18 protein-coding genes and 2 pseudogenes are annotated in these 20,460 nt (G+C 53.5%); 6 read left to right on the top strand and 14 right to left on the bottom strand.

The genetic code is table 11. The features are described 5' to 3' along the window. Nucleotides 1–14: 14 nt before the first annotated feature. Nucleotides 15–434, top strand: a pseudogene (locus AACY52_RS20175) (transposase); the annotation flags it as partial. A gap of 247 nt (nucleotides 435–681) precedes the next feature. On the opposite strand, the gene AACY52_RS20180 reads toward AACY52_RS20175, so the two are convergent. Continuing rightward, complete coding sequence (locus AACY52_RS20180; protein WP_046071061.1) at nucleotides 682–864, bottom strand: hypothetical protein; 183 nt, start codon at nucleotides 862–864, stop codon at nucleotides 682–684. A gap of 999 nt (nucleotides 865–1,863) precedes the next feature. Between AACY52_RS20180 and AACY52_RS20185 the strand changes: the two are divergent. The 3 genes and pseudogenes from AACY52_RS20185 (at nucleotide 1,864) to AACY52_RS20195 (ending at nucleotide 4,315) form a co-directional block, all read left to right on the top strand. Continuing rightward, nucleotides 1,864–2,233: pseudogene (locus AACY52_RS20185) on the top strand (histone-like nucleoid-structuring protein, MvaT/MvaU family). A 170-nt stretch (nucleotides 2,234–2,403) separates the two neighbouring features. Next, nucleotides 2,404–3,573: a hypothetical protein gene (locus AACY52_RS20190; RefSeq protein WP_236529063.1), complete on the top strand. Its 1,170-nt coding sequence runs from the start codon at nucleotides 2,404–2,406 to the stop codon at nucleotides 3,571–3,573. Between the two features lie 199 nt (nucleotides 3,574–3,772). Further along, nucleotides 3,773–4,315: a DUF1523 family protein gene (locus tag AACY52_RS20195; protein ID WP_236529062.1), complete on the top strand. Its 543-nt coding sequence runs from the start codon at nucleotides 3,773–3,775 to the stop codon at nucleotides 4,313–4,315. Between the two features lie 128 nt (nucleotides 4,316–4,443). Here the strand turns inward: AACY52_RS20195 and AACY52_RS20200 are convergent, their stop codons facing one another. From AACY52_RS20200 to AACY52_RS20225, 6 genes are all read right to left on the bottom strand, one after another. Further along, entirely contained in the window at nucleotides 4,444–4,869 is a 426-nt protein-coding gene (locus tag AACY52_RS20200) for a hypothetical protein (RefSeq protein WP_236529061.1), read from the bottom strand. 84 nt (nucleotides 4,870–4,953) lie between these two features. After that, nucleotides 4,954–5,430 carry a hypothetical protein gene (locus AACY52_RS20205; RefSeq protein WP_236529060.1) on the bottom strand — a complete coding sequence of 159 codons (477 nt, stop codon included), beginning with the start codon at nucleotides 5,428–5,430 and terminating at the stop codon, nucleotides 4,954–4,956. Between the two features lie 83 nt (nucleotides 5,431–5,513). After that, on the bottom strand, nucleotides 5,514–6,725 hold the full coding sequence (locus AACY52_RS20210; RefSeq protein WP_236529059.1) for a hypothetical protein: 1,212 nt from the start codon (nucleotides 6,723–6,725) through the stop codon (nucleotides 5,514–5,516). Next, nucleotides 6,722–8,686, bottom strand: coding sequence for a hypothetical protein (locus AACY52_RS20215; RefSeq protein ID WP_236529057.1), 1,965 nt, complete (start codon nucleotides 8,684–8,686; stop codon nucleotides 6,722–6,724). Before AACY52_RS20215 ends, AACY52_RS20210 begins: the two co-directional genes overlap by 4 nt. A gap of 9 nt (nucleotides 8,687–8,695) precedes the next feature. Next, nucleotides 8,696–9,553 carry an SH3 domain-containing protein gene (locus AACY52_RS20220; RefSeq protein ID WP_046071053.1) on the bottom strand — a complete coding sequence of 286 codons (858 nt, stop codon included), beginning with the start codon at nucleotides 9,551–9,553 and terminating at the stop codon, nucleotides 8,696–8,698. A gap of 22 nt (nucleotides 9,554–9,575) precedes the next feature. Further along, nucleotides 9,576–10,835 carry a hypothetical protein gene (locus tag AACY52_RS20225; RefSeq protein ID WP_236529056.1) on the bottom strand — a complete coding sequence of 420 codons (1,260 nt, stop codon included), beginning with the start codon at nucleotides 10,833–10,835 and terminating at the stop codon, nucleotides 9,576–9,578. 418 nt (nucleotides 10,836–11,253) lie between these two features. Between AACY52_RS20225 and AACY52_RS20230 the strand changes: the two genes are divergently transcribed. Both AACY52_RS20230 and AACY52_RS20235 read left to right on the top strand, forming a co-directional pair. Next, nucleotides 11,254–12,507, top strand: a complete 1,254-nt coding sequence (locus AACY52_RS20230; protein WP_339560726.1) for a TerD family protein — start codon at nucleotides 11,254–11,256, stop codon at nucleotides 12,505–12,507. 329 nt (nucleotides 12,508–12,836) lie between these two features. Further along, the gene (locus AACY52_RS20235; RefSeq protein WP_339560727.1) at nucleotides 12,837–14,081 is read left to right on the top strand and encodes a VWA domain-containing protein; all 1,245 of its coding nucleotides are present in this window, start codon (nucleotides 12,837–12,839) and stop codon (nucleotides 14,079–14,081) included. Nucleotides 14,082–14,133: 52 nt separating this feature from the next. On the opposite strand, the gene AACY52_RS20240 is transcribed toward AACY52_RS20235, so the two are convergent. The 7 genes from AACY52_RS20240 to AACY52_RS20270 all read right to left on the bottom strand — a co-directional run bounded on the left by AACY52_RS20240 (nucleotide 14,134) and on the right by AACY52_RS20270 (nucleotide 20,445). Then, a complete protein-coding gene (locus tag AACY52_RS20240) occupies nucleotides 14,134–15,327 on the bottom strand; it encodes a DUF4236 domain-containing protein (RefSeq protein ID WP_268948144.1) in 1,194 nt (397 codons plus the stop codon). A gap of 136 nt (nucleotides 15,328–15,463) precedes the next feature. Continuing rightward, nucleotides 15,464–16,420, bottom strand: coding sequence for a lysozyme inhibitor LprI family protein (locus AACY52_RS20245; RefSeq protein ID WP_236529054.1), 957 nt, complete (start codon nucleotides 16,418–16,420; stop codon nucleotides 15,464–15,466). 100 nt (nucleotides 16,421–16,520) lie between these two features. Continuing rightward, entirely contained in the window at nucleotides 16,521–17,522 is a 1,002-nt protein-coding gene (locus tag AACY52_RS20250; RefSeq protein ID WP_339560728.1) for a hypothetical protein, read from the bottom strand. Between the two features lie 164 nt (nucleotides 17,523–17,686). Continuing rightward, nucleotides 17,687–18,265, bottom strand: a complete 579-nt coding sequence (locus tag AACY52_RS20255; protein WP_046071046.1) for a TerD family protein — start codon at nucleotides 18,263–18,265, stop codon at nucleotides 17,687–17,689. 81 nt (nucleotides 18,266–18,346) lie between these two features. Beyond that, the gene (locus tag AACY52_RS20260) at nucleotides 18,347–18,922 is read right to left on the bottom strand and encodes a TerD family protein (RefSeq protein WP_046071045.1); all 576 of its coding nucleotides are present in this window, start codon (nucleotides 18,920–18,922) and stop codon (nucleotides 18,347–18,349) included. A gap of 24 nt (nucleotides 18,923–18,946) precedes the next feature. Next, nucleotides 18,947–19,951: a TerC/Alx family metal homeostasis membrane protein gene (locus AACY52_RS20265; protein ID WP_122562042.1), complete on the bottom strand. Its 1,005-nt coding sequence runs from the start codon at nucleotides 19,949–19,951 to the stop codon at nucleotides 18,947–18,949. A gap of 44 nt (nucleotides 19,952–19,995) precedes the next feature. Beyond that, nucleotides 19,996–20,445, bottom strand: a complete 450-nt coding sequence (locus AACY52_RS20270; protein ID WP_069553158.1) for a tellurite resistance TerB family protein — start codon at nucleotides 20,443–20,445, stop codon at nucleotides 19,996–19,998. Nucleotides 20,446–20,460 lie beyond the last annotated feature (15 nt).

A 20,460-nucleotide genomic window follows, 5' to 3' on the forward strand; every position in this document is an offset into this window, starting at 1 on the left:
ACGGTATCTCCCAATTTGACGCGGCCAAAAACGAATACGTTTGCCCGGTTGGAGAGGCGCTAATCTGGCGCTATACCAACGTTGAAAAAGGCCTGACGTTGCACCGTTACTGGAGTTCGAAATGCCAGGGCTGCGCGTTGAAATTGCAGTGCACACCGAGCACGGAACGACGAGTTCGACGCTGGGAGCATGAGGACGTATTGGAGGAGATGCAGCTTCGGCTGAGCAAAGCTCCAGAGATGATGCGAGTCCGAAAACGGACGGTTTAGCATCCCTTCGGGACGCTCAAACAACGGATGGGGGCGACGCACTTACTGACGCGAAAGCTGGTTGGGGTGAATACGGAGATGAGCTTGAATGTGCTCGCCTACAACTTGAAACGGGTCATGAAAATCATTGGTGCCAATGGTTTGATGAAAGCGCTGTCAGCCTAAAAAAGGCCGGTTTTGACCCGGCCAGAGGCTGTAAAACAGCGTTGGCGTGCTCCAGGTCGTTACTGATGCAAGCCTTGACGCTGACTATGCGATAACTCAGCCGACAAACGTTGATACTCCAAGACCGATGAGCAATCAGCGTTTTTACACACGCTGGGCCAGTAGCAGTCAACCTATACCCCTAAAAAAACCGCGGTAATCAATTATCCATGGGGTTTACAACATTAGGAGGCGAACTTTGAGAATATCACTCACCGCAATTTCCGCTTAGCAAGCCTACCGGTTCATGCTCGACTCCAAAAATAGCTGCAGCATCAAGAAAATGGTTCGAAGCATCACGGGATCGTTTTCGCAGCATCAGCCTAGCCTCCCTCTCGAATTGATCTTTCATGAGCCACTTGATTGTTTTGGCCTTACGTTTGCCTTTCATGATCAATCTCATTAGGTCTAATCGTTTGGAGCGCTTTGGGGTGAAAGTATCACCAAACGCTGCAGCATGGTGGTTCACAAGGCAAACGGTTCAGCCACTTGAATCAACATCATCTCAACCGCTCTTGTGTCGGCAATGAACACAAGGGTAGCGCTGCCGTGGTGATGCATATCTACCGGCGTAAAATATCCGAATATATCCTGCTGATTATAAATTATAGTCAGCAGGATATATTCGGATATACACCAAAATTCATACGCCCTCTATCGGGACTGATTTGCTGCCCAACGCGCATAGTTTATATTCTGAATGATCAATCAGCGGGCGACTGCTTGCTCAATAGCATTTTCGTCGAGGACTGGCGGAGGTCTGGCGCGCAGCAAGATTGGAGATCATTATGACCGATATTGAGCGTTTCCGTATGAGCCTCCCCATAAGCCCAACCGACTCGGAGGTCGAAGTCAAGTTCCAGCTGAACGAATCCCACGCCAAGATGATAAAACAAAATACGCCATGGATGAAGACGCGGCCCTCAAGTCTTGGCCCGACGCAAAAATCTGGTGCATGCGCACTTACATTCTAAGTACCCCTTCTGACTCCGAGATGGAAAGTATCGAGGGAGTCTCGCCCCCCGAGTGAGATAAGTCGCTCACAACTCGAACCGCGTCTAGAATTCCTCCACAACTTAGCTTTTCTACCGTACGCAAGACCGCTGATCTAATCAGCGTACGGGAGTCTGAGTTACCAGTCGCCAACAAAGGAAAAGTTCGTCTCACTTTCTTACGGCGGCATACTTGAACCATGGTATTCTCTTGCAATGGTCGCTACTTAATCCCGCGTCATCTGATCAACAATAAGACCGACGACTGCTTCCTGAGCATCAGGCTTAGTTTCACAATCACATAAAAGAGAACTGTAACCACATGAACGAGGCAATCGCCAAACGGCACTGAGGTTGAATTCCCAAGATGGGAGACCACCTAAAGGAAATTTGCTGAAATGAGTTTGATCAACGAATCCCGCTCCACCGAAGAAGCTATCAAAGAGCTTAAAGCTCGTTTGAACTCTTCGAAGTCCAATGACGGCTTGCAAAAAAACTTGAGTTCGAAACAAAGCTGAAAAATCTGATGGGCGAGTACAGCAAGAGCCTGCGTGATGTGATCGCACTCCTCGACCCTAAACGCGCTGGTCGGCCAGTCAGCGCTCAAACGAAAAAAGCACTGAACGTGCCGCTCGCAAAGTCAAACAATACAACAACCCGCACAAAGGCGAAGTCATCGAAACAAAAGGTGGAAACTACAAGATTTTGAAAGAGTGGAAAGCCAAGGGGGGCGGTGACGTAGTCGAAGGTTGGGCTACTGTTCAATAAGTTTTACCATAACACCAAAAGCTAGGGAGGTATCCCAGGTTTTTTATGAATGGCCCGTCTAATCCACGACAACTGACGCGTCCACACGAGCATGCAGAACCTCCTCACGTATTCACATACCCGGCCGATAACTACTATACCCTTCTGGGTACTGGATAACGGAATTAGGGATGAACCGGATGATGTTTCGCAACGCTCTCGCATTTACGCTGGCATTAGTGGCCTGTAACTCAATGGCAGCAAGCTTTGATTGTTCCAAGGCCGCAAATTTTGCGGAATCCAGCATCTGTAAGGACGGCTATCTGAGTGGCGTCGACAGCATTCTCGGTCGAGCCTATCAAAAAGCCCTCGCTGAAACAGAGCACCCGGATGATCTGCGCCAGTCACAACGCGAATGGCTGTCCGTACGAGATCAGTGCACCACCCAGAAGTGTCTCGATCAAACCATGGGAGCTCGTGTCACCTTTCTGGATAGTTACTCCCGCGTTGAAAAAAGTAAGGCATACGCGGCAGAAGAGAAGCTGCGCAAGGATGAGTATGAAGCTCAGCGCCAGGCAGAGGAACTTGCCAGATCCCAAAGAGATGAGCAGTACCGGATCGCTCAGGAACAATCCCGTCAACAAAGACAACAATCTCCTCAGCAGCATCAGGTGGCTCAGACACCGTCTCAAAGTGTGCAACCGGCGCCCTCCTCTCAGAGCCCAGCCTATGTGGTTTCGGCACAGCAAGTGCGCCCTGCTCAGCCTGTAGCTGAGAAACCAGCAGTGCTACACATGTGGCAGGCCTTCTGGGCAGGCCCGGCATGGAAATACACGCTTTTGATAGGTGCTTTGATCACCTGTCTGGCGATCTGGAGACACCACACAGAGGCTGCCACGATCTACACCGACTACACCGATGCTGCGATCACGAATGCGCTGCCCGCGATCGGTGCCGTTTTGGCTCTGATCCTTCGCTGGCTTGAAATGCCTGGCTTGGTCTCAGGGATAGCGTTGGGTACCGGGATTATCTTGGCCATTGCATACGCCGTATTCGCGACCTTCCGGACTAACCAGGGAGTTCTGAGTATCACCCTAGTTATTGTTGCCAAGCTCACTCTCATCACAGTGTTCTATGCGGTGATTGGAATGCTGATCGCGTCTCTCTTTTCGAACAGTGCTCGACGCAAAGGTGAATCTCAAGCGCGTGCTGCTGCGAGAAACAGTCGAGAGAAGAAGCAAACAATGGCTCTGATCACAGGCTTGTCGGTGGCTTACACCGCTTTTACTGCCTGGGTCTGCCGGCGACCTGAGTTCACCTCACTTTCCGAATGCCTGGAATTTGACACAGCACCTGCATAAGCCAGGGCGATCGGAACGCGATCGCGTGCTTCAGCAAACAAGTAGCCTGGGAGATTTCCTAGGCTTTTTTTGAGCCGTCGTTACTATCACTGCAGCACCTACACATTTGCTAACCAAGTTTAGTAGCCCCCCAGCGGTCAAAGGTGAAAACCCAAGATCGATTTGGGGCAGAATTCGACGATCAAAATGGAGCACAAATATGATGTGGATCAAAGGAGTGGTTATCGGCGCAATCTTGCTCGTAATCACTGGCGCGGGATTGGGTCTGTTTTATGTTTTGCCGCAGTACGACGTGGTGGCCATCACCGGCGTTGAGGTAAAACGTGTGGACGATGACGGCGTCATCAATGCTGAAAACCCAGCGGACGGCCCAACCCGGGATGTGTATTTCATTAACACTGAACACCCAACATCTAAAAAGGTAATGGTCTATCGCAATGAAGATACCGGGTGGAGTTTTCCGTGGTACTTCAAGTTTGACTCGGCCGACGTTCAGGCAAAGGCCCAGGGTTACTCACGAGATGCCCAGCAGCTGGCTCTCATCCGTTATTACGGCTGGCGCATTCAAATCTTGTCCGTATTCCCAAACATCACAGACATCGAAGCCACGAATAGTCGCGAAGAGCCGTTTCCTTGGTTCAACACGATTTTCCTAACCGTAGGCACGCTGCTTATTTTGTTTGTGGTGTTTTTCCTGCGCCGGCGATTCAAGCGCAAGACCAGGGGCGAAGTACTGGGTTGAGCGGTTGAACCACTCGCCTTTTCAGCTTGGAAGATCGTTAGCCGCAGAATGAAAAATGCCAGTCAGTTACCTGACTGGCATTTTTTGTAGGTGAGATTCCTTTATCCGGCTTGGTTAAAGCAAGCCAGTCAGCGCTTTACCATTTCACACTGACGTCGCAAGTCATCGTTTTTGATGCTCCCGCAACTGCCATTGCCAGTCTTGGCGTAGCACAAGTATCGCTGATCGTCGTCACGGATACTCGCGCAACTCCCGTTGCCTGTTTCGACGTAGCAGGAGTTACGTAAGTCGTCATTGTTGATGCTTGCACAGCTTCCGTTGCCCTCTTTCACGTAGCAGTATTTGCGTTTGTCATCATCACGGATACTCGCACAACTGCCATTGCCGGCCTCCACATAGCAGGTAGCGCGCAGATCGTCGTCCTTAATGCTCGCGCAGCTCCCATTCCCCTCTTTGACGTAGCAGTAGGCGCGTTGATCGTCGTTGTTGATGCTGCCGCAACCGGCGTGAGCGAAGCCGCTGAGCACCAGCAGCATTACCAAAATAAACCTCATCCCACCCTCCATGAATTGCCAAACGCTACCTCGAACTGTTCGTAGTAACCGCGTCGATTACCGTGGTTCGGAGCAAATGAAGGATCAGCCGCGGGCATCCTTTCGGAGGTCGTCCAGTTCGTCGACAATGTCCTCATCGCGATCCTCGAACGCCTTGGCCATATCACGCTGCAGATCCACCTGGACGTCCATGGATTTTTTTGCCAGCTTCATGCCGTCCTTAGAGCCCATAATAATTTTCATCGCCTGATCAGGATGCTTGTTGGCCTCGATCATCAGTTCCAGCTCGTCGGCATCAAAGTGATTTGCATATACCTGGACCAAGGTATCTTTCAAGAGGTCCTGGGAAATGTTGTCCTCGATCACGGCCTTGATTTTTTCTGGCGCGACTTCGCGATATTTGGATGCATAACCCGACGTTGCGACTTGCACTACCATCTTGTATTGGACGTCCATGCCCATCAACTTGACCAATTCTTCAGCTTTGTCCTGGCTTGAACCGCAACCAGCCAGCAGCATCGAGCAGAACGCCATGATTGCCCATTTGGAAACATTCGTCATGAAATTCCTACCTTTGTCTTGAGATTTTTTTAGTGACCGTGGAGTACGGCGGACCGTACTCCAGGTTCTAGGAAATTTGGTGATCAGTTCGTCTCAAGCGTGAAGCTTTTGCTCACGAAAAGGCCGGAAAATAACGACTTGTCCTCCTTGAAAATGTAGGACTCTTGAAACTTGGCATCGGTGGCCAGCTTTTGAGCGATCGCGCACTCCGAATCGCTGTGATCCTTGGCCCTGACTCCAAAGTCACTCTGATAACCTGATAGGCCTGTTTCATTGCAAAAGCCGGTGAACTCCTCACGCTTGGTAGCGGCCTTGAATTCGTCGAACGATTCCTTTAACTGGTCGAAACCCTTGTAGGTAAGCGAGTAGCTGGCCACCTTGGTCTTACGAGCAAAGTCACCTGCGGCTTCGGCAATTACGGCCTGGCCCATGGATGTACTGTAAGCCCCCATGATGAAGCCACTTAGCGCGCTCTTGAGTTGCGCCTGGACATCGTCAAGCTCTGGGATGGACGCAAATTTAGCCTCGCGCACAATCCGGCCAACTTCACTGCCGTCATTACGATGCACCACTACAAACTCGACCGAGCCTTCACCGTCGCTGGAGCGCGTGAGCTTGAAGTCCAAGTCAACTTTGGTGCCGAACGCCCCTGTAGCGCCGGTGATAAATGCACCAGTGAACGGCAGACGTTGGACGATATTGCTACCCCACGAGTAGGGCGACTTGACCACGCCTCCGTACTGATCCATTTCCGCGCGCGGCTGGATCTCATCCGCTACTTCCGAGGGCAGGACCACATCCGCGCCTTTGTGCGACAGGTAAGGAGAACTCATGTCCATGCCCAACAATTGGAGATGAATCTCGCCCTTCTTGTTATCACCTTCGCGGCTAACCTTGAGGGCGTCGGCCTTCAAGTAAACGCCACCGGCACGACCGCCACCAGTACTGGACGAAAGCAGATACCGTGACCATTCGACCAGGGCAGACTCTTTTGCCCCGGAGTCCATTCCACCGAGCAGCCCCATAATCCCTTTCAGGAATTTATCTGCGCCGTTGGTCTCTGCTGCAACCAGGCGGATTTCTGGTGTTTCAACGGTGACGTTTCCCGACCAGAAGGAATAGGAAATATCTCCCTCGCTCAGGACGTTTTCTAGGAAGTACTGTTCCTTCATCTCATCGTACTGACGCAGCGCTTGCTTCTTGCCGGAGCTCGATAACCCCACACCAACTGCAAGAATCGCAATACCGGCGACCGCAGCGGCGATGAGGATGTGCTTCTTGTTCATCGTTTTCATAGTCGGTTGCCTAACTGAATTTGAGCGGATGCTTGCTGCCAATCAATCACGTGCTGCTGAGAGACTGCAGGCGTCCAGTTGAAGTCGATCCCGGCGCCAGGAAATTCCTTGGCCAGTACGGCACCAAATGACACTCTGTCAGCACAGTGGTCTTGCTTGCAGGCCTCAGCCGCGCCAGCGGTATACACGCGATACGTAGGAACGGCGCGACCGTCTTCGAGCGGCAGGAAGGGTGTCATGTTTGCCGCCGGCAGCACGTACCACTGGCTCTCCAGTTCAGCATCAGTCTGTACACGCCCCTTACGTGGGAAATCGACCTCGTAGTAGTCGCCGCTCTTTCCAGTGACGTGAATCATCATCGGCACAGCGGACTTTGAAGAGTTCGGGTCCTGCATTGCGATCGGCGATGGGAAGGTGACTTTGATGCCGGCCATCTGCGCCAGCGCTTCAGCCTCCCGACCTTCGAATTCCTTCATCCCAGATTTGAGTTGTTCGTAACGCGCCAAGACGCGTGTGTGCAGCTCAGCCATTTGCTGCTGCAGACGAAGTACTTCTCTCAGGCGGATCTCCTCGCGACGCAGGGCGAAGTTATTGCCTTGGCGAGCATCGAAGTAAAACTCACCACGGTTCTCGCCCATACGCGTTTTGAGAATGCTGTCTTTGGTTTCCGACGCGTATCCCTCGGGGTAAAGGGCTTCGAAGTTCTTGGCGAAGAAGAGGTTCGACAGGCCGACGGTCGTTGGCGACGTTGCCTTCACCAGTTGGTAGACCTCAACCACAGCGCGCTTCAACTCGACCGCATCAAGCGCAAATGCCTCATCTGCAGTGATCACTACATAATACGGATCACTGGAGAACGGCGACAGAACACGGTAGTTGGGGCGCTCAAAGGCCAAATACACCTTCATGTTACGCGCAGGCAGTTCACCCACCTGAAAGAGTGCTTGGTCTGCCCGGCTATTCAGGAAAGAAAGCGCCTTGCCTTTCACCGCTGGGACCAGTGCCTGGTTGAACATCAGACCGCTCGGGTGCACGGTTGTTTTTGACCAGGTATCACCGCGATAGGTGTTGGGTACCGCCCAACGCAATTTGTCATAGGACCCCTCGGCATAGCCTGATGCAGAGCAAGGCATGGCGGGTGTCGACTGAAAGGACAGACTTGGATCGGACTCATCAGTTACCGACTTGCTGATAACCCATTTGCATCCGCTTCCGTCGGTAATCCCAATCAGGTTCTGGTTGGCCAGCACCAATGAGCGGCCGAAGTCACCGGTAGGAACTGCGGCAACAGCGGCCGGCGCTTCAGCTGGAGCGGCAGGGTTAGGGGTGGCGGCTGGAGCTGCCTCCACAGGTACTGTGGCCACGGCAGCTACAGGTGCAACAGGGGCAACCGTCACAGGTACTTGAGCCACCGGCACCGGTTGCACTGGCGCGGGTGAAGCCTCTGGTGCTGGTTGTGGTATCACAGGTGCCGTTACAGGCGCTGGGGCCGGTGCAGCAACCACAGGCGCAGCGGCGGCTGGTAGTACAGATGCAGCCGCCACAGCTGCTGGTGGCGTAGGAGGAGAAGCCACGGGGGCTACCGAAACAGCGGGCGCGGCAGCGGCCGGAGCGGCAGGCGGTGAAGTCAGCGTGGCCAGGCCCAGATTGGTCGCATACCCCGCGCCGGTGGCGTAAACCGCCCCCTTTGCGTCGACTGCTTTCCAGGTGACCTTGGCCGTCGGGCATTCCTGGCCGAGAATATACGGGAGCTTCGATAGAAGCGTGTTCAGCGGCTTCTGGTCATCCCACGTTGGGCGCTGCATGGTGATGGCCACTTCAGGTTTGCACCAGGTGGTCGCCTCACCATCAACGTTCACTTGGATCTGTTCTGTCTTCGAGTAGGCGAGCTGGTGAGCCCAGGCTTGCGGCGCGATGCCGCAAGCACCCACTACAACGAGAGCGAGTGCGCGGTTTTTCATGAAGATCCCTTAGATGAGTTCCCAGGTGCCGTTGGCTTGTTTGCAGAAGGTGTTCTTCTCCTGCACAGTGTTTCCGTCGGCCGCTTTGAGGCTCACGGTCACCGGCCGGCAAGACGTTTCAGCAGCGACCTGCTGAGTTGGCAACGTCGGGATCGAATCCAGATCGAAGGCCCTTGTTTCCTTGTCGGCAGCGACGTTCATCTCGTCCAGGTTGGCCGCGGACTTCACACGCTTCGCAACGGCTACTGATTTTGGTTCAACCAAATCTTTGTGGACGTAGCCGACAGTTACACCTTTGCGGCCGACAAGAATCCAGTCGCCTGTCGAACCAACGGCAGTGAACTCGGTGCCAGGTTTCAAACCACCCACTTTGTCTGCGCCTTTTTCAGGCGCGGCGCGCACATTCGAACTACTTTTGGTGACGTACTGTTCGTTGATGAGCTTCATCGAAGGGACGGCGACGATCTTCGGAGCACGTTTCACTTCAACCGTTTTGGTTTGGGTGAACTCTTTGCCCTGAACGATCTCCGCCGACGCGCCAGAATGGGCCGATGTCCAGGACACGGGCAGACTGGACCCGCTCGGCGAGGCGTTCAATGCATCTTGCGTGCGTTGTGCTAGGGCCTGCTGATCCTGCTCATCGAGTTTTGCACCGATTTTGTTACCGATGTAACCGCCCAGTGCACCGCCGACCAGGGTTGCCACGATCCGTCCGTTGCCTTTCCCGATGAACTGCCCGATGACAGCGCCAGCGACGACACCCACTGCGGTACCAGCCTGTTGCTTGTTGATACCCAACTCAGCGCAGCCAGAGGTTGATGCTGCGATGGTCAATGCCAGTACTGAAACGAGAAACTTTTTACGCACGGTGACTCTCCCTTTGTGTAAGTCACTCTGCTTTCAGCAGAGGCCTTGTAATGTTGTAAAGCATTGCTTCTGAGGACATGGCCCAATGGAAAACGGTGGCAAGCACAACTGGCTGTTTGCCCAAGCTCCTGAACGCATCTCTATAACCGGGGCTATCGACAATTGCGTTGCCAACAACGAGAGGCACCATAACGATCGAAATCACGGCGACCGGTCGAACGAAGCGAATTCGCCCGGGGAGGCTTCGAAGCGCCTCAACACCCGAGATGATCAAGACCACAAGACTGATGCCGCCGAAGAACAACCCGCTAAGAAGGGAGAAGGGGATAAACCACATATTCTTGAGAACGTTCAAACCTTCAGCGCCGTGGATGTCGGTGTGAGCGACGTCATAGGCCATGTTGTCGGCAATGCCAGGCAGATAAGCCTGGTACTGCTCTCGCGTAGCTAGAAGGTTCATGCCCTTCACATAGAGAGGACCGAGCTTGGTCTTCGCCATGTGGCGAACCTCGGTGGTGTTGGCCAGAGCATCCCGTGTCCGCACACCGGGATTGATTGACCGGGCGTACTCGTCAATGGTCGGCTGGTATCCCAGATCGTCCCCTGCATTCGGCCATTTGATCGGTCGCCACTCACTCCCCGAGATGCCTCCCGCACGAAAACCTTCAATCTGTGCATACGCCCTGCTGATGTCACTGATGGAGGGCACGACAGTTTCTTGCAAGCGCTCGTATAACGCGTCTCCATTACGGACGGTGTAGCCACGAAAAACTGCAGCTGAAAAGCCTTGGAAGTTCCTGTCGATGCGCTCGACGTAGGAGCCTTGAACACTCATCAGAACGCCGAGGTTTGCTATAAAAGCCTTCCCCTCTCCCTGATCCTTGTAAGCCTTATAGGGGATCTGCGGAATAGTCAGGGAGTCATAGAGCAATCCCTTTTTGGTGACGTATGCGTAGAGGCTACTGACCCGTAGCGAGCCGGGGAACTGCTCTGCGACCCAATCCGGTGCCGCACCCTGAAACCACCACGTCAACGGCGTAACGACAAGTGTCGATGCTCCGAGCCAAACCCACAGCACCCTCCCCTTGCCTTGGTATCGTCGATAACAGATTCGCCATACCAGCAAGCACATACTCGTCGCCGCCAGGATCTGGCTATAGGTCTCAAGGACTTCGAGTTTTCGGAGGGGGATATCAGCGCCAGCCATGTTGAGCAGCTCGGCGTTGAACAGCAGACTGCAGATCAAATAAAGGGTGTTCAAAACCACAAGTGCGATTAGCATCCAACGTGTCCTTGTCAGAAATTAAACGCCAGACCCTGGATGATGAGGGGGAGCGCAAATAGATGTAGCATATTGCCATCTAGCAGGAGACCGCACCACTCAAAATGCCTTGTCGAATTCCGGTGCAGCACGCCGGGCAGATGTTTTTGTTTCCTACGATCAGAACTTAACGGGACTGAGAGGACTTTCAATGTCGCGCACAACATTCCCTCTCGTACGTTCCAATCTTGGGTTTCAGACGGTGTGTAAATGGTGAATGGATGTCTCGGCGGTCGCCGGCAGCCAAGCCGTTAAACTGCATCAATGCGATCAGTACCAATGAGGGGATTTTTCCCATTGGCCGGCCTTCGCGCTCAAACAACAAAAGCGCAGCGCATGAACAATGCGTCACGAAACCCCATGGAATAGGCGGCATGAATTGAATCAGTCACTCAAACCCGGCGAGAACACAACGATCTCTTCCTCCCAAGGGCGGGTGGAAGTTACCCATGCGGCAGGTAACAACCTGGACGTAAACCTTACTGCGTTTTTGGTCACCGACACTGGCAAGGTAGTAGATGACAGCGGCATGGTTTTCTTCAATGCACCCGAGCACTCTTCAGGCGCGGCGACATTCGCGCCCCCGGTCGCTCGTGGCGACACGGTGAGTCACAGCATCAGCTTCAACTCGTCTCGACTCCCAACCAACATAACGAAGATCGCTATTACTTTGACGCAAGACGGCAGCGCCGGCGGCTTCGAAGCAGTCAAAGACCTACGCGCTATCGTCATTGCCGGGGACCAAACCCTGGAACTGGCACCTGAGCCCTTCTCACAAGAGACGGGCATCATCGTGCTTGAGTTGTACGTCCGGAACGGCCAGCTCAAAGCGCGCTCTGTATGGCAAGGTTTCGCCTCAGGTCTTGCCGGACTTTGCGGGTTTTATGGCATCGAAGTTGAAGGCGATGCATCCTCCGGGCGGGCGGTAACACCTGAACCGCCTCCGAAGCCCGTCAACATCGCTAAGACCGTGGTAAAACTGGACAAACCTGGCAGCAGCCACAAGGTGTCCCTCAAAAAAGGGCCGTCAGCTCCAAAGGTAATTCGCGTCAGCGCTACGTGGGTTGATAACGGCGACGGATCTGACAACGACGACCTCGATCTGCGAATCGGCATCCTTCGTCCTGATGGACGAATGTCCATCATCCAGGCACCTGACAAGCGTGGGGCTTTTGACATCGATCCCTTCGTTTTCCATACCGGTGACGTAGTCAGCGCCAGCGCCTCCGCTCCTGGTATAGAAACCGTCGAAATTAACCCAGCAATCTCGCAGCTCATGGGCGGCAAAGTAGCGCTGGTCTGCAGCGTTTATTCAGCAGTAGATAACGGTGCGGTTTCGGTGGCATCGCTGAAACCTAAGATGCGGATGGAGTATGGCGATCAGGTCGTGGAATGCGCATTTGAGTTCAAGTCCGGTTTTTTTAGCTCAATGGTGTACACCTATGTAATCGGGCAGATCGAAATTTCCCAGGACTTTGTCCTGCTTAGCCCGTCTGGAGTCACCTCCAAAGCCGGCAGCGAAGCCACCCCGTGGCTGACTCGAAAGGGAGACAAAATTGAGCTGACCATGGACGGCCCACACGTATTCAAAGGCCACCCAATCGAAAGGAGCGGCAAAAAACAGTATGTCTAAGCTTTCGTGCTAGCAGTCGCTTTCAGCAGACTCATGCTTGACAAGTACTCCCGCGACGGCACACGGCCGCCGTGGGATTTCTATTTTGGTTGTATGCAAGCATGATCGGCCTCGTCAACCCATTATGAATTGCCCCGTGTCCTCGAGAGAATGAACAGTTCTTCCCATAGGAATTTCCCGCTGCGACCTCATTGGCCGTATAAGACTTGCAGAAACGTCGAGCGCCGTTAAGGTTAAGCCTACGGATATACCAGCCACTCGTGTGAAAACGGCTGTATCACCTTGGCCGTTTCATAATCAGGCGCTCTAATCGTCACAAGGAACCATGCATGCAGATCACCCAAGGCCAGCGTATGCCTCTGGCAAATATTCTTCCCGGTCTCTCACTCACTCTCTCGGTCAACATCGAAAGCCCCAGCGCAATCGACTTCGTCTGTTTCGGTGTCGACGAACATGGCAAACTTTCTGATGATCGCTACATGGTCTTCTTCAATCAGCCTTTCACGCCTTGCCGCAGTTTGGTTATCGCCCCCGGTGGCCAGTTTGAAATTAATCTAACCACCCTGCCCGCCTCTATCGATCGCTTGGTCTTTACAGCCTCCATTGATGGTGCCGGGGCTATGAGTGACATCCAGAATGGCAACTTCAAAGTAATCAGCCCATCTGGTGAGATAGGAGCGACCTGCGCATTCTCAGGGCTCACATTCACAACCGAGAAAGCGGTAATGATCGTTGAGCTTTACCGTAAGAATGGGGAGTGGCGGTTGGCCTCAAACCTTCAGGGGTTTGCCGAGGGCCTGGACGCTCTCGTGAGGCATTTTGGCGGCGAAGTTGCTCAAGAGGCTGCACCGGCCCCATCTCCCCCCACAATCTCTCTGGAGAAGCGTGTAGCTGCTGTCGCGCCGGAACTGGTCAGTCTGGCCAAGAAGGCACAGGTTAGCCTCGAGAAAACCTGCCTGGTTGGAATGAAAGCTCGCGTTTTGCTCGTGCTCGACGTCACCGACTCGATGAGAAATCAATACAAAACCGGCCGGGTGCAGGAAGTACTCAATCGACTTGTGCCAATCGCCGTCGCCCTAGATACAGACGCCGAACTTGAGTGTTGGACATTTGCCGAACGGCCGTTGCGACTCTCACCTGTGACACTGAACAACTACCAGAACTTTGTCGCGGCCGACAACAATGGCTGGACCAAGTGGGACGTGGGTCGACGCTACAATGATGAGCCGAGAGCGATCCAAAAAGTGATCGAGTCCTTCGAAGCGTCTAAAGACAAAACCCCAATGTTTGTCGTTTTCATTAGCGACGGTGGAGTGTCTGAAAACCGCAAGATCACGCAACTAATGGTGGATGCAGCGAAGCTGGGAATCTTCTGGCAATACGTAGGTTTAGCAGGCCGGAATTACGGCATTCTTGAGAAACTGGACACCATGCCCGGAAGAGTTGTGGACAACTGCGGATTCTTTGCCCTGGATGACCTGCACGACATGACGGAAGAGCAATTGTACGACCGGCTGATGCAGGAATTCCCGATGTGGATCTTGGAGGCGAAGCGCGAAGGAATCATTCGCTAATCCTCTCGTGCCCTGCCCAACAACGCGGCGGCTCAAGCCGCCGCGGTTGTCTTCAGTTCATCACCGACATATCCATCGGTGTCACCTCAACAAAACGCGCAGAGCGGTCCAGCTTTACCACTGCGCCACACGCGTTCAGGGTCGCTGCAGGATCGATCGCATCCAGACGATTGAAATCAATCGCATCCCACTGATCTCGCGTTACCAAGACCGAGAGCACGTATTGATCCTCCACTGTCCCGGTAGCGGGGTTGTCACGCTGGATATAACCCGACACCAGAATCTTCTGGATCGCTGGCAGTAGAGCGAACACCTCCCCTACAACTCGAAACAGAGATCCATAGCACAGCGCGACAAAGTCTCTACGTACCTGGGCATCCGAACGATTTTTGAAGGTTAGTTTGCCGTTGCCACGGGCTTCAGCGCTGCGCTGCGGGATATCGCCCTCATCAGGTAAATCAACATCGAGCGCGACGCCGGTAACGTCTTGTGAGAACTCATAGTCCACTTGGGTTTCTTTTGGCCAGGCAATGCCGCTCAACACATAGTCCAGGGCACGCTCCATCTGAGCACTGAAGCCCTTTGCCGCCAGCCGGAATGCTTTCTCGATTTCGGTGCGTTCAAATTCATGGGCGTCCCGGGTTGCATGCCAGTTCGCGAGGTCTTGTCGATACTGCTCTTCCGCCGACTCAGCCTCACGCTCAATCTTAGCGCTGCGCAGCAGCATTCGATCCATCAAACCTGGCGTCTGCTGAGTGGGCCTCGTGGGTTCTTCAATGGCGAATGGAGCTGGGATCAACGGCATGGCCCCCGGCCGCGGCGTCAGTAGGTGCACACCAAGGCAGGATTCGAGATCCTGATTGACCTTATCAGCTGCTTTCGTCAGCAAGTCCTGAATGGAATCGGCCATCTCGGATTTGACGCGTTTGATGACAGCAGCCGGCAACTCGATGTCATCCATATTCGTAATCAACAACGTGCCATCGTCGTTTACTTTCACCTTTACCTGGCCAGAGTATTCGCTTCCGGCAGGTCCTAGTTGGGAGCTACTCGATCTACTGGGCCGGTCGATCCTTTCACGATATGAAAGACCAGTACCAGGTAATCCCGCATTGAGATAGGTGCCATTGCGACCCATCGTCATACTCAGACCACGAGGCCCTATCGAAGTACTAACCCCTTTGCCGCTAATGTTAAGGCGTACGCCAGGCACAATCGTGATTCGCTTGCTGAAACGAAATCCCATGACTACTCCTTGATCCTTCTTCCTGGATTCTTTGTTGTTTGAAATGCCGGCTTCGGTCGGGCCCCTTAGACTGGCCCGACGTCCATTTACATCGGTGGCCGCGCATGTGGCAATAGCGCGACCTCCGATATGTCACTTATGCCCGTCCGGCTATGTAATCGTCGATCGAACTGAATTGCCGATGCCGGCACATCCAGCCTGAGAGGAATACGAATACAGTCGTGGCAAGGACTGCCCAGCCGCGCCGCCGCCGGGCCTCACTTTTAGTTCGCGCACCGCCGCACAGCAGGAGGGCCATCATCAGGAGGTAGAAAGTCAGCAGAATGACCTTTGCGAAGAGGGATAAAAGGAAAAACCAGATGCTGTTGCTTCTGTACGTTTGGATAAGCACCTGCAATGACATAAGACCACCAAGGACACAGCCAGCAATGATGGAGTAGTTGCGTGGCACCTCGAGCCAGGAACTCGCGACGAAATACGCACCAATCCCCAAGATCGGAGTCAAGGTTGTCCAAAGCGCGTCGGTGTAGTCCTGATAGATCGTAATGGTCCCCCGACGGTGTAGGTAGATGCAGACCAGCAGCAACATTGCCATCACGAACAAGCCAATCTTCAAGTTCAGGATCGCTTGATGATCATCCGTTGCATTTCGCGGGGCTGCCGGCTTCACCACGGGGGGGACCATTGGAGAAGTAGCGGCCTTTGAAATCACTTTCGTTTCAGATTGATCAACCCGGGTTGCGGCAACGGAGGTTGGCGCTTTGGATGGCTGATCCACCCTGGTGCTTAATAGAACACTGAGCCGATCAGTCATCGAAGCGGTTAAGCAACTGGCGGTCTTGCAATTGTCGCGCAGACGCAACCAGTCTCTTTGATCTTGACGGACCTGAGCCTTGTTCGGCGCTGCGTCTAAAGCGCGGACATATTCGGAGTTCATCTGCTCATCCAGACGACTGAGTGCAGAATCTGTGCAAATCGATTTCTCAGCAAAGATTGCAGCTTTGGTGCAATCAAAGCTGGTGGCATTGGAGTGGACTGATACCAATGTGAGCAACATGGCGAAAAGGCCGGGGCCGATGTTGAAGCGCGACATATCCGATTTCCCTTCATTTTGTTTGCTCCAGCGTTTCGCCAGAGTCCTGCCTAACCGTGCTCGAATACATACGGTTAGGTGCCTGAAGCCTGGCTCTTACTTACGGCGTTGGGGCTTGAAGAAATGTTGTACCGTCCCACTTGTAGTTTTCGATGCTCTGAACACTCGGGCAACAATCCGCATCTTCAGGACCGACGGAGAGAACAGTCAGTCTGACGGTTTGGGGATCAACTACCTGAAGGTCCTGGACACCATTGCCGACTACAGCTTTTCCACGGAAGTCCCATCCTGCCGAGTCGCCAATGAACGCGGCAAGGGTTTGGAAGTAGCCATTGCCGCCACCTTGACCTTCGATCGTGTAAAGCACCACGGCATCCTTGATGCCGTCGTTATTTAGGTCAGCAAACTTAACCTGCCGGCCCTCTTTGTATTCATCCCCGCCATCCCGGGCGATTTCACTCGCGATCATCCGATCTGCAGATGCAGCAAGGTCGGATGGCACTAATGCCTGAACAGTCGATTCGACGGCCTGTGCTGCTGGTTCCGCCGGCCGGGCAGTCGGGGTGACCTGAGCCTGAATCGGTGCCTGAGGTACCTTGCCTAACAAGATTGCCTCAGTCTCAGTCATTGGTTCATTAGGCTTAGCAGGTGCTTTGCTCGCGTGAACACCGGAGCTGATCTTTTGAAGCACTGCAGCACGTAATTCTTGCATGTCTGCAATGTCAAAAAGTTGGTTGCGTGTGTTGCCGAACGGTTGACCTTCACCCAGGAACCATCGTGCAAAAAAACCTGGACGCTTGTTTTCCTGTTGATCGACCAAGTGGTCAATTAGCTCATTGGCAGCTTTTGAGAAACGATCAAATCCATCTTTGCCGACGACTTGCACGATCGAATCCTTCTCCCGCTCGATGTTGCTTCGCGCGAGCTCGAGCATGACAATGTTCGTGTCGACCAGTTTGCTTTCGCACTCGTTCGTATAATTTCCAAGGCATGCCTGCCTGTATTCTTGAACTGCATTGTTTGCCTGGAAATCGTTGTAGGCTCCGCAGCCTGACATAGACACCAAAACACCTGCAGCTACAACCCCACGAAACATGCCCATCCAAATATCCTTTTAAACCCGAGAACCGGTAGACTGCCGTGGCGATCGCCAGCAGTCGCTCCTAGTGATGAAATAGTCGAAACCGCCTACAGGACCAACTCCGTGGTCTTTCTGTAGGCAAGAAAAAGCCCCCGTTTCGCGGGGGCTTTCTCAACCCTTGCGGGTTAGCCGATGTTCACGCCCATCGATTTAGCCAGAGGCGCCAGGCCACCAGCAAACCCTTGGCCGATCGCCTTGAACTTGAATTCGTCGCCATTGCGGTACAGCTCGCCGAAGATCATGGCGGTTTCGGTCGAAGCGTCTTCGCTCAGGTCGTAGCGCGCCAGTTCTTTGCCGTCAGCCTTGTTCACTACACGGATGTAAGCATTGGCAACCTGGCCGAAGCTCTGCTTGCGCGCTTCAGCGTCGTGAATGGTCACTGCGAAAACCAGCTTCTTCACAGCGGCAGCCAGACCGTTCAACTTGACGGTGGCTTGCTCGTCATCACCTTCGCCTTCGCCGGACTGGTTGTCGCCCATGTGTTCAACAGAACCATCCACCGATTTCTTGTTGTTGTAGAAAATGAAGCTGGCGTCGTCGAGAACCTGGCCACTTTCACCCAAGATAAAGATCGACGCGTCGAGGTCGAACTTGGAGCCGTCGGTAACTCGTGCGTCCCAACCAAGACCTACAGTGACTTCGGTCAAGCCTGGGGCCTCTTTAGACAAACTTACGTTCCCGCCTTTCTGCAGAGATACGGCCATTTTCGATTCCTTTACATGAGGTAAACAAGGCCTTGAAATCAAGGCCAAGTAAACAAAAAATAGTTAATTAATGACTAAATTTTAAAAATTCATGCCGTAGTTATTGGCCAGAGCTTTCAAGCCGCCGGCATAACCCTGGCCAACAGCGCGGAATTTCCACTCGCCGCCGTTGCGGTACAGCTCAGCAAACACCATCGCAGTTTCAGTCGACGCGTCTTCTGCCAGATCGTAACGAACTACTTCCGCATTGGTCGTATCGTTAACGATGCGAATGAAGGAGCCGCCGACCTGACCGAAGCTTTGCTTGCGTACTTCTGCATCGTGGATGGTAACGATGAAGACCACTTTGTCCACGTCGGCCGGGATGCGGCTCAGGTCTACCTTGATTACTTCGTCGTCGCCGTCGCCTGCACCAGTGCGGTTGTCGCCAGTGTGCTCAACCGAACCGTCAACGCTTTTCAGCTGGTTGTAGAAAATGAAGTCGGCTTCCCCGCGTACTTTGCCATTTGCGCCCAGCAGTAGCGCACTGGCGTCCAGATCGAACTCAGCACCATCAGTAGCACGCGGGTCCCAGCCCAGGCCTACCAATATTTTGGTCAGGCTCGGGTCAGTTTTGGTCAACGAGAGATTGCCACCTTTCTGTAGGGTCAACGCCATGGGTATTACTCCTTGTGGTATGGGCTATTTTTCAGCGGTTTCAGGTTGAGCTTCTTCCTTGCCTGGGAAGACAAGGCTTGCAACCACACCGATCGCCAGTACAACCATAACGATCAGCAGGCTGGTGTTTGCATCGATTGTGTAGCCATGGTGGAACATGTGGTCGGTTGCGTTCAGGCCGAGTTTAATGGCGATGAAGAACAGCAGCGCGACTACAGATTTTTCCAGGTGGACCAGGTAGCGTTTCAGCGCTTCGAGCACGAAGTACATGGTACGCAGACCCAGGATCGCAAACAGCATGGCTGAGTAGACGATCAGCGGTTCACGACTAACCGCGATTACCGCCGGCACAGAGTCGAATGCGAACAGGACGTCAGACACTTCAGCCACAACAAGGCAAAGGAATAGCGGGGTAGCAAAAATTGTTCCTTTTGCTGCCAGGGTCATGCCTTTGTTTTCAGGCTTCTTCAACTCAACCTGAAGCTGTTTACGGCTGACGAAGAAGTTATGGCCATAGAGTTTCGGCCACACAGGGAACAGCTTCTGTGCGAAGCGGTAAGCCATGTGCTTGGAGTAGTCCTCTTCCTCGTCATCATCACCGCCGGCGCGCAGCATCATAACTGCGGTCCATGCCACGATTACTGCGAAGACGATTTCGACCCACGGACCGAAAGCCAACAGTCCGGTACCAATGGCTACGAAGATGCCGCGGAACACGATGGCGCCGATGATGCCCCAATACAGGACTCGGTGACGCATGCCATCCGGCACTTTGAACCAGGCGAAAATCGCCATGAACACGAACAGGTTGTCGACGCTCAGAACCTTTTCCAATGCGTAGCCAGTTACAAACAGGCTGGCGACTTCCGGGCCGTGCTGTACGTATAGGAAGCCGGCGAACGCTAACGAGATAGCGATCCAGAAGATCGACCAAATCGAAGCCTTAGCCAGGGAAATTGGCTTGTCACCGCGGTGAGTGACCATGTCGAGGAGAAGCGCGCTGAGTGCGATCCCGACGAATACCGCCATGGTAAGCGGAGGGAAACCGATGTGAGTGTCCAAAGTACCGCTCCTTAAAGTTCAAAATCAGCTGGGTTAAGGCCCAGCTCAAGGCAGACCAAGCGGCACGCTGCTTTTTCTTTGTCATCGAAGTCGCCGTCAGACGCACCAATGGCGCAGCCGACGCGAACCAAGAGGCGTGCAGCGCCAGCATCGTTCTTGATCTTGCCGATAACCTTCAGTGCTTCGGCCTGGCCAAGCTGAAAATCGAACTCGAACTTTTCGCAGTGTGCGTTGAACGCCTTGATCACATCGCCCATGTCGAACACTTTCAACTCAGGCGAGTTTTGAATGAAGCCGGTCATCTTCTGTTTTTCTTCAGAAGATATACCACCTGACGCCGCCGAGATGAGCGCGCAATTCGCAGTCATCGCATCAAGAAATTTCTGGTTCTTGAACTTCGAAACTTCAGTAGTCAGTGCTTCACGCGCTGCAACTACGTTTTGTTTAAGCCATGCAAACATGTTGCTTTCCTCCAA

This window comes from Pseudomonas sp. EA_65y_Pfl1_P113 (assembly GCF_963970525.1).
Lineage (GTDB): Bacteria > Pseudomonadota > Gammaproteobacteria > Pseudomonadales > Pseudomonadaceae > Aquipseudomonas > Aquipseudomonas tritici.

Bases quoted from the DNA above. Each gene is read 5' to 3' on its own strand.
- AACY52_RS20240 (WP_268948144.1), bottom strand. From the start codon at position 15,327: ATGGGATTTCGTTTCAGCAAGCGAATCACGATTGTGCCTGGCGTACGC.
- AACY52_RS20250 (WP_339560728.1), bottom strand. From the start codon at position 17,522: ATGGGCATGTTTCGTGGGGTTGTAGCTGCAGGTGTTTTGGTGTCTATG.
- AACY52_RS20190 (WP_236529063.1), top strand. From the start codon at position 2,404: ATGAACCGGATGATGTTTCGCAACGCTCTCGCATTTACGCTGGCATTA.
- AACY52_RS20235 (WP_339560727.1), top strand. From the start codon at position 12,837: ATGCAGATCACCCAAGGCCAGCGTATGCCTCTGGCAAATATTCTTCCC.
- AACY52_RS20260 (WP_046071045.1), bottom strand. From the start codon at position 18,922: ATGGCGTTGACCCTACAGAAAGGTGGCAATCTCTCGTTGACCAAAACT.
- AACY52_RS20270 (WP_069553158.1), bottom strand. From the start codon at position 20,445: ATGTTTGCATGGCTTAAACAAAACGTAGTTGCAGCGCGTGAAGCACTG.
- AACY52_RS20180 (WP_046071061.1), bottom strand. From the start codon at position 864: ATGAAAGGCAAACGTAAGGCCAAAACAATCAAGTGGCTCATGAAAGAT.
- AACY52_RS20265 (WP_122562042.1), bottom strand. From the start codon at position 19,951: ATGGCGGTATTCGTCGGGATCGCACTCAGCGCGCTTCTCCTCGACATG.
- AACY52_RS20205 (WP_236529060.1), bottom strand. From the start codon at position 5,430: ATGACGAATGTTTCCAAATGGGCAATCATGGCGTTCTGCTCGATGCTG.
- AACY52_RS20210 (WP_236529059.1), bottom strand. From the start codon at position 6,725: ATGAAAACGATGAACAAGAAGCACATCCTCATCGCCGCTGCGGTCGCC.
- AACY52_RS20215 (WP_236529057.1), bottom strand. From the start codon at position 8,686: ATGAAAAACCGCGCACTCGCTCTCGTTGTAGTGGGTGCTTGCGGCATC.
- AACY52_RS20245 (WP_236529054.1), bottom strand. From the start codon at position 16,420: ATGTCGCGCTTCAACATCGGCCCCGGCCTTTTCGCCATGTTGCTCACA.
- AACY52_RS20225 (WP_236529056.1), bottom strand. From the start codon at position 10,835: ATGCTAATCGCACTTGTGGTTTTGAACACCCTTTATTTGATCTGCAGT.
- AACY52_RS20255 (WP_046071046.1), bottom strand. From the start codon at position 18,265: ATGGCCGTATCTCTGCAGAAAGGCGGGAACGTAAGTTTGTCTAAAGAG.
- AACY52_RS20195 (WP_236529062.1), top strand. From the start codon at position 3,773: ATGATGTGGATCAAAGGAGTGGTTATCGGCGCAATCTTGCTCGTAATC.
- AACY52_RS20200 (WP_236529061.1), bottom strand. From the start codon at position 4,869: ATGAGGTTTATTTTGGTAATGCTGCTGGTGCTCAGCGGCTTCGCTCAC.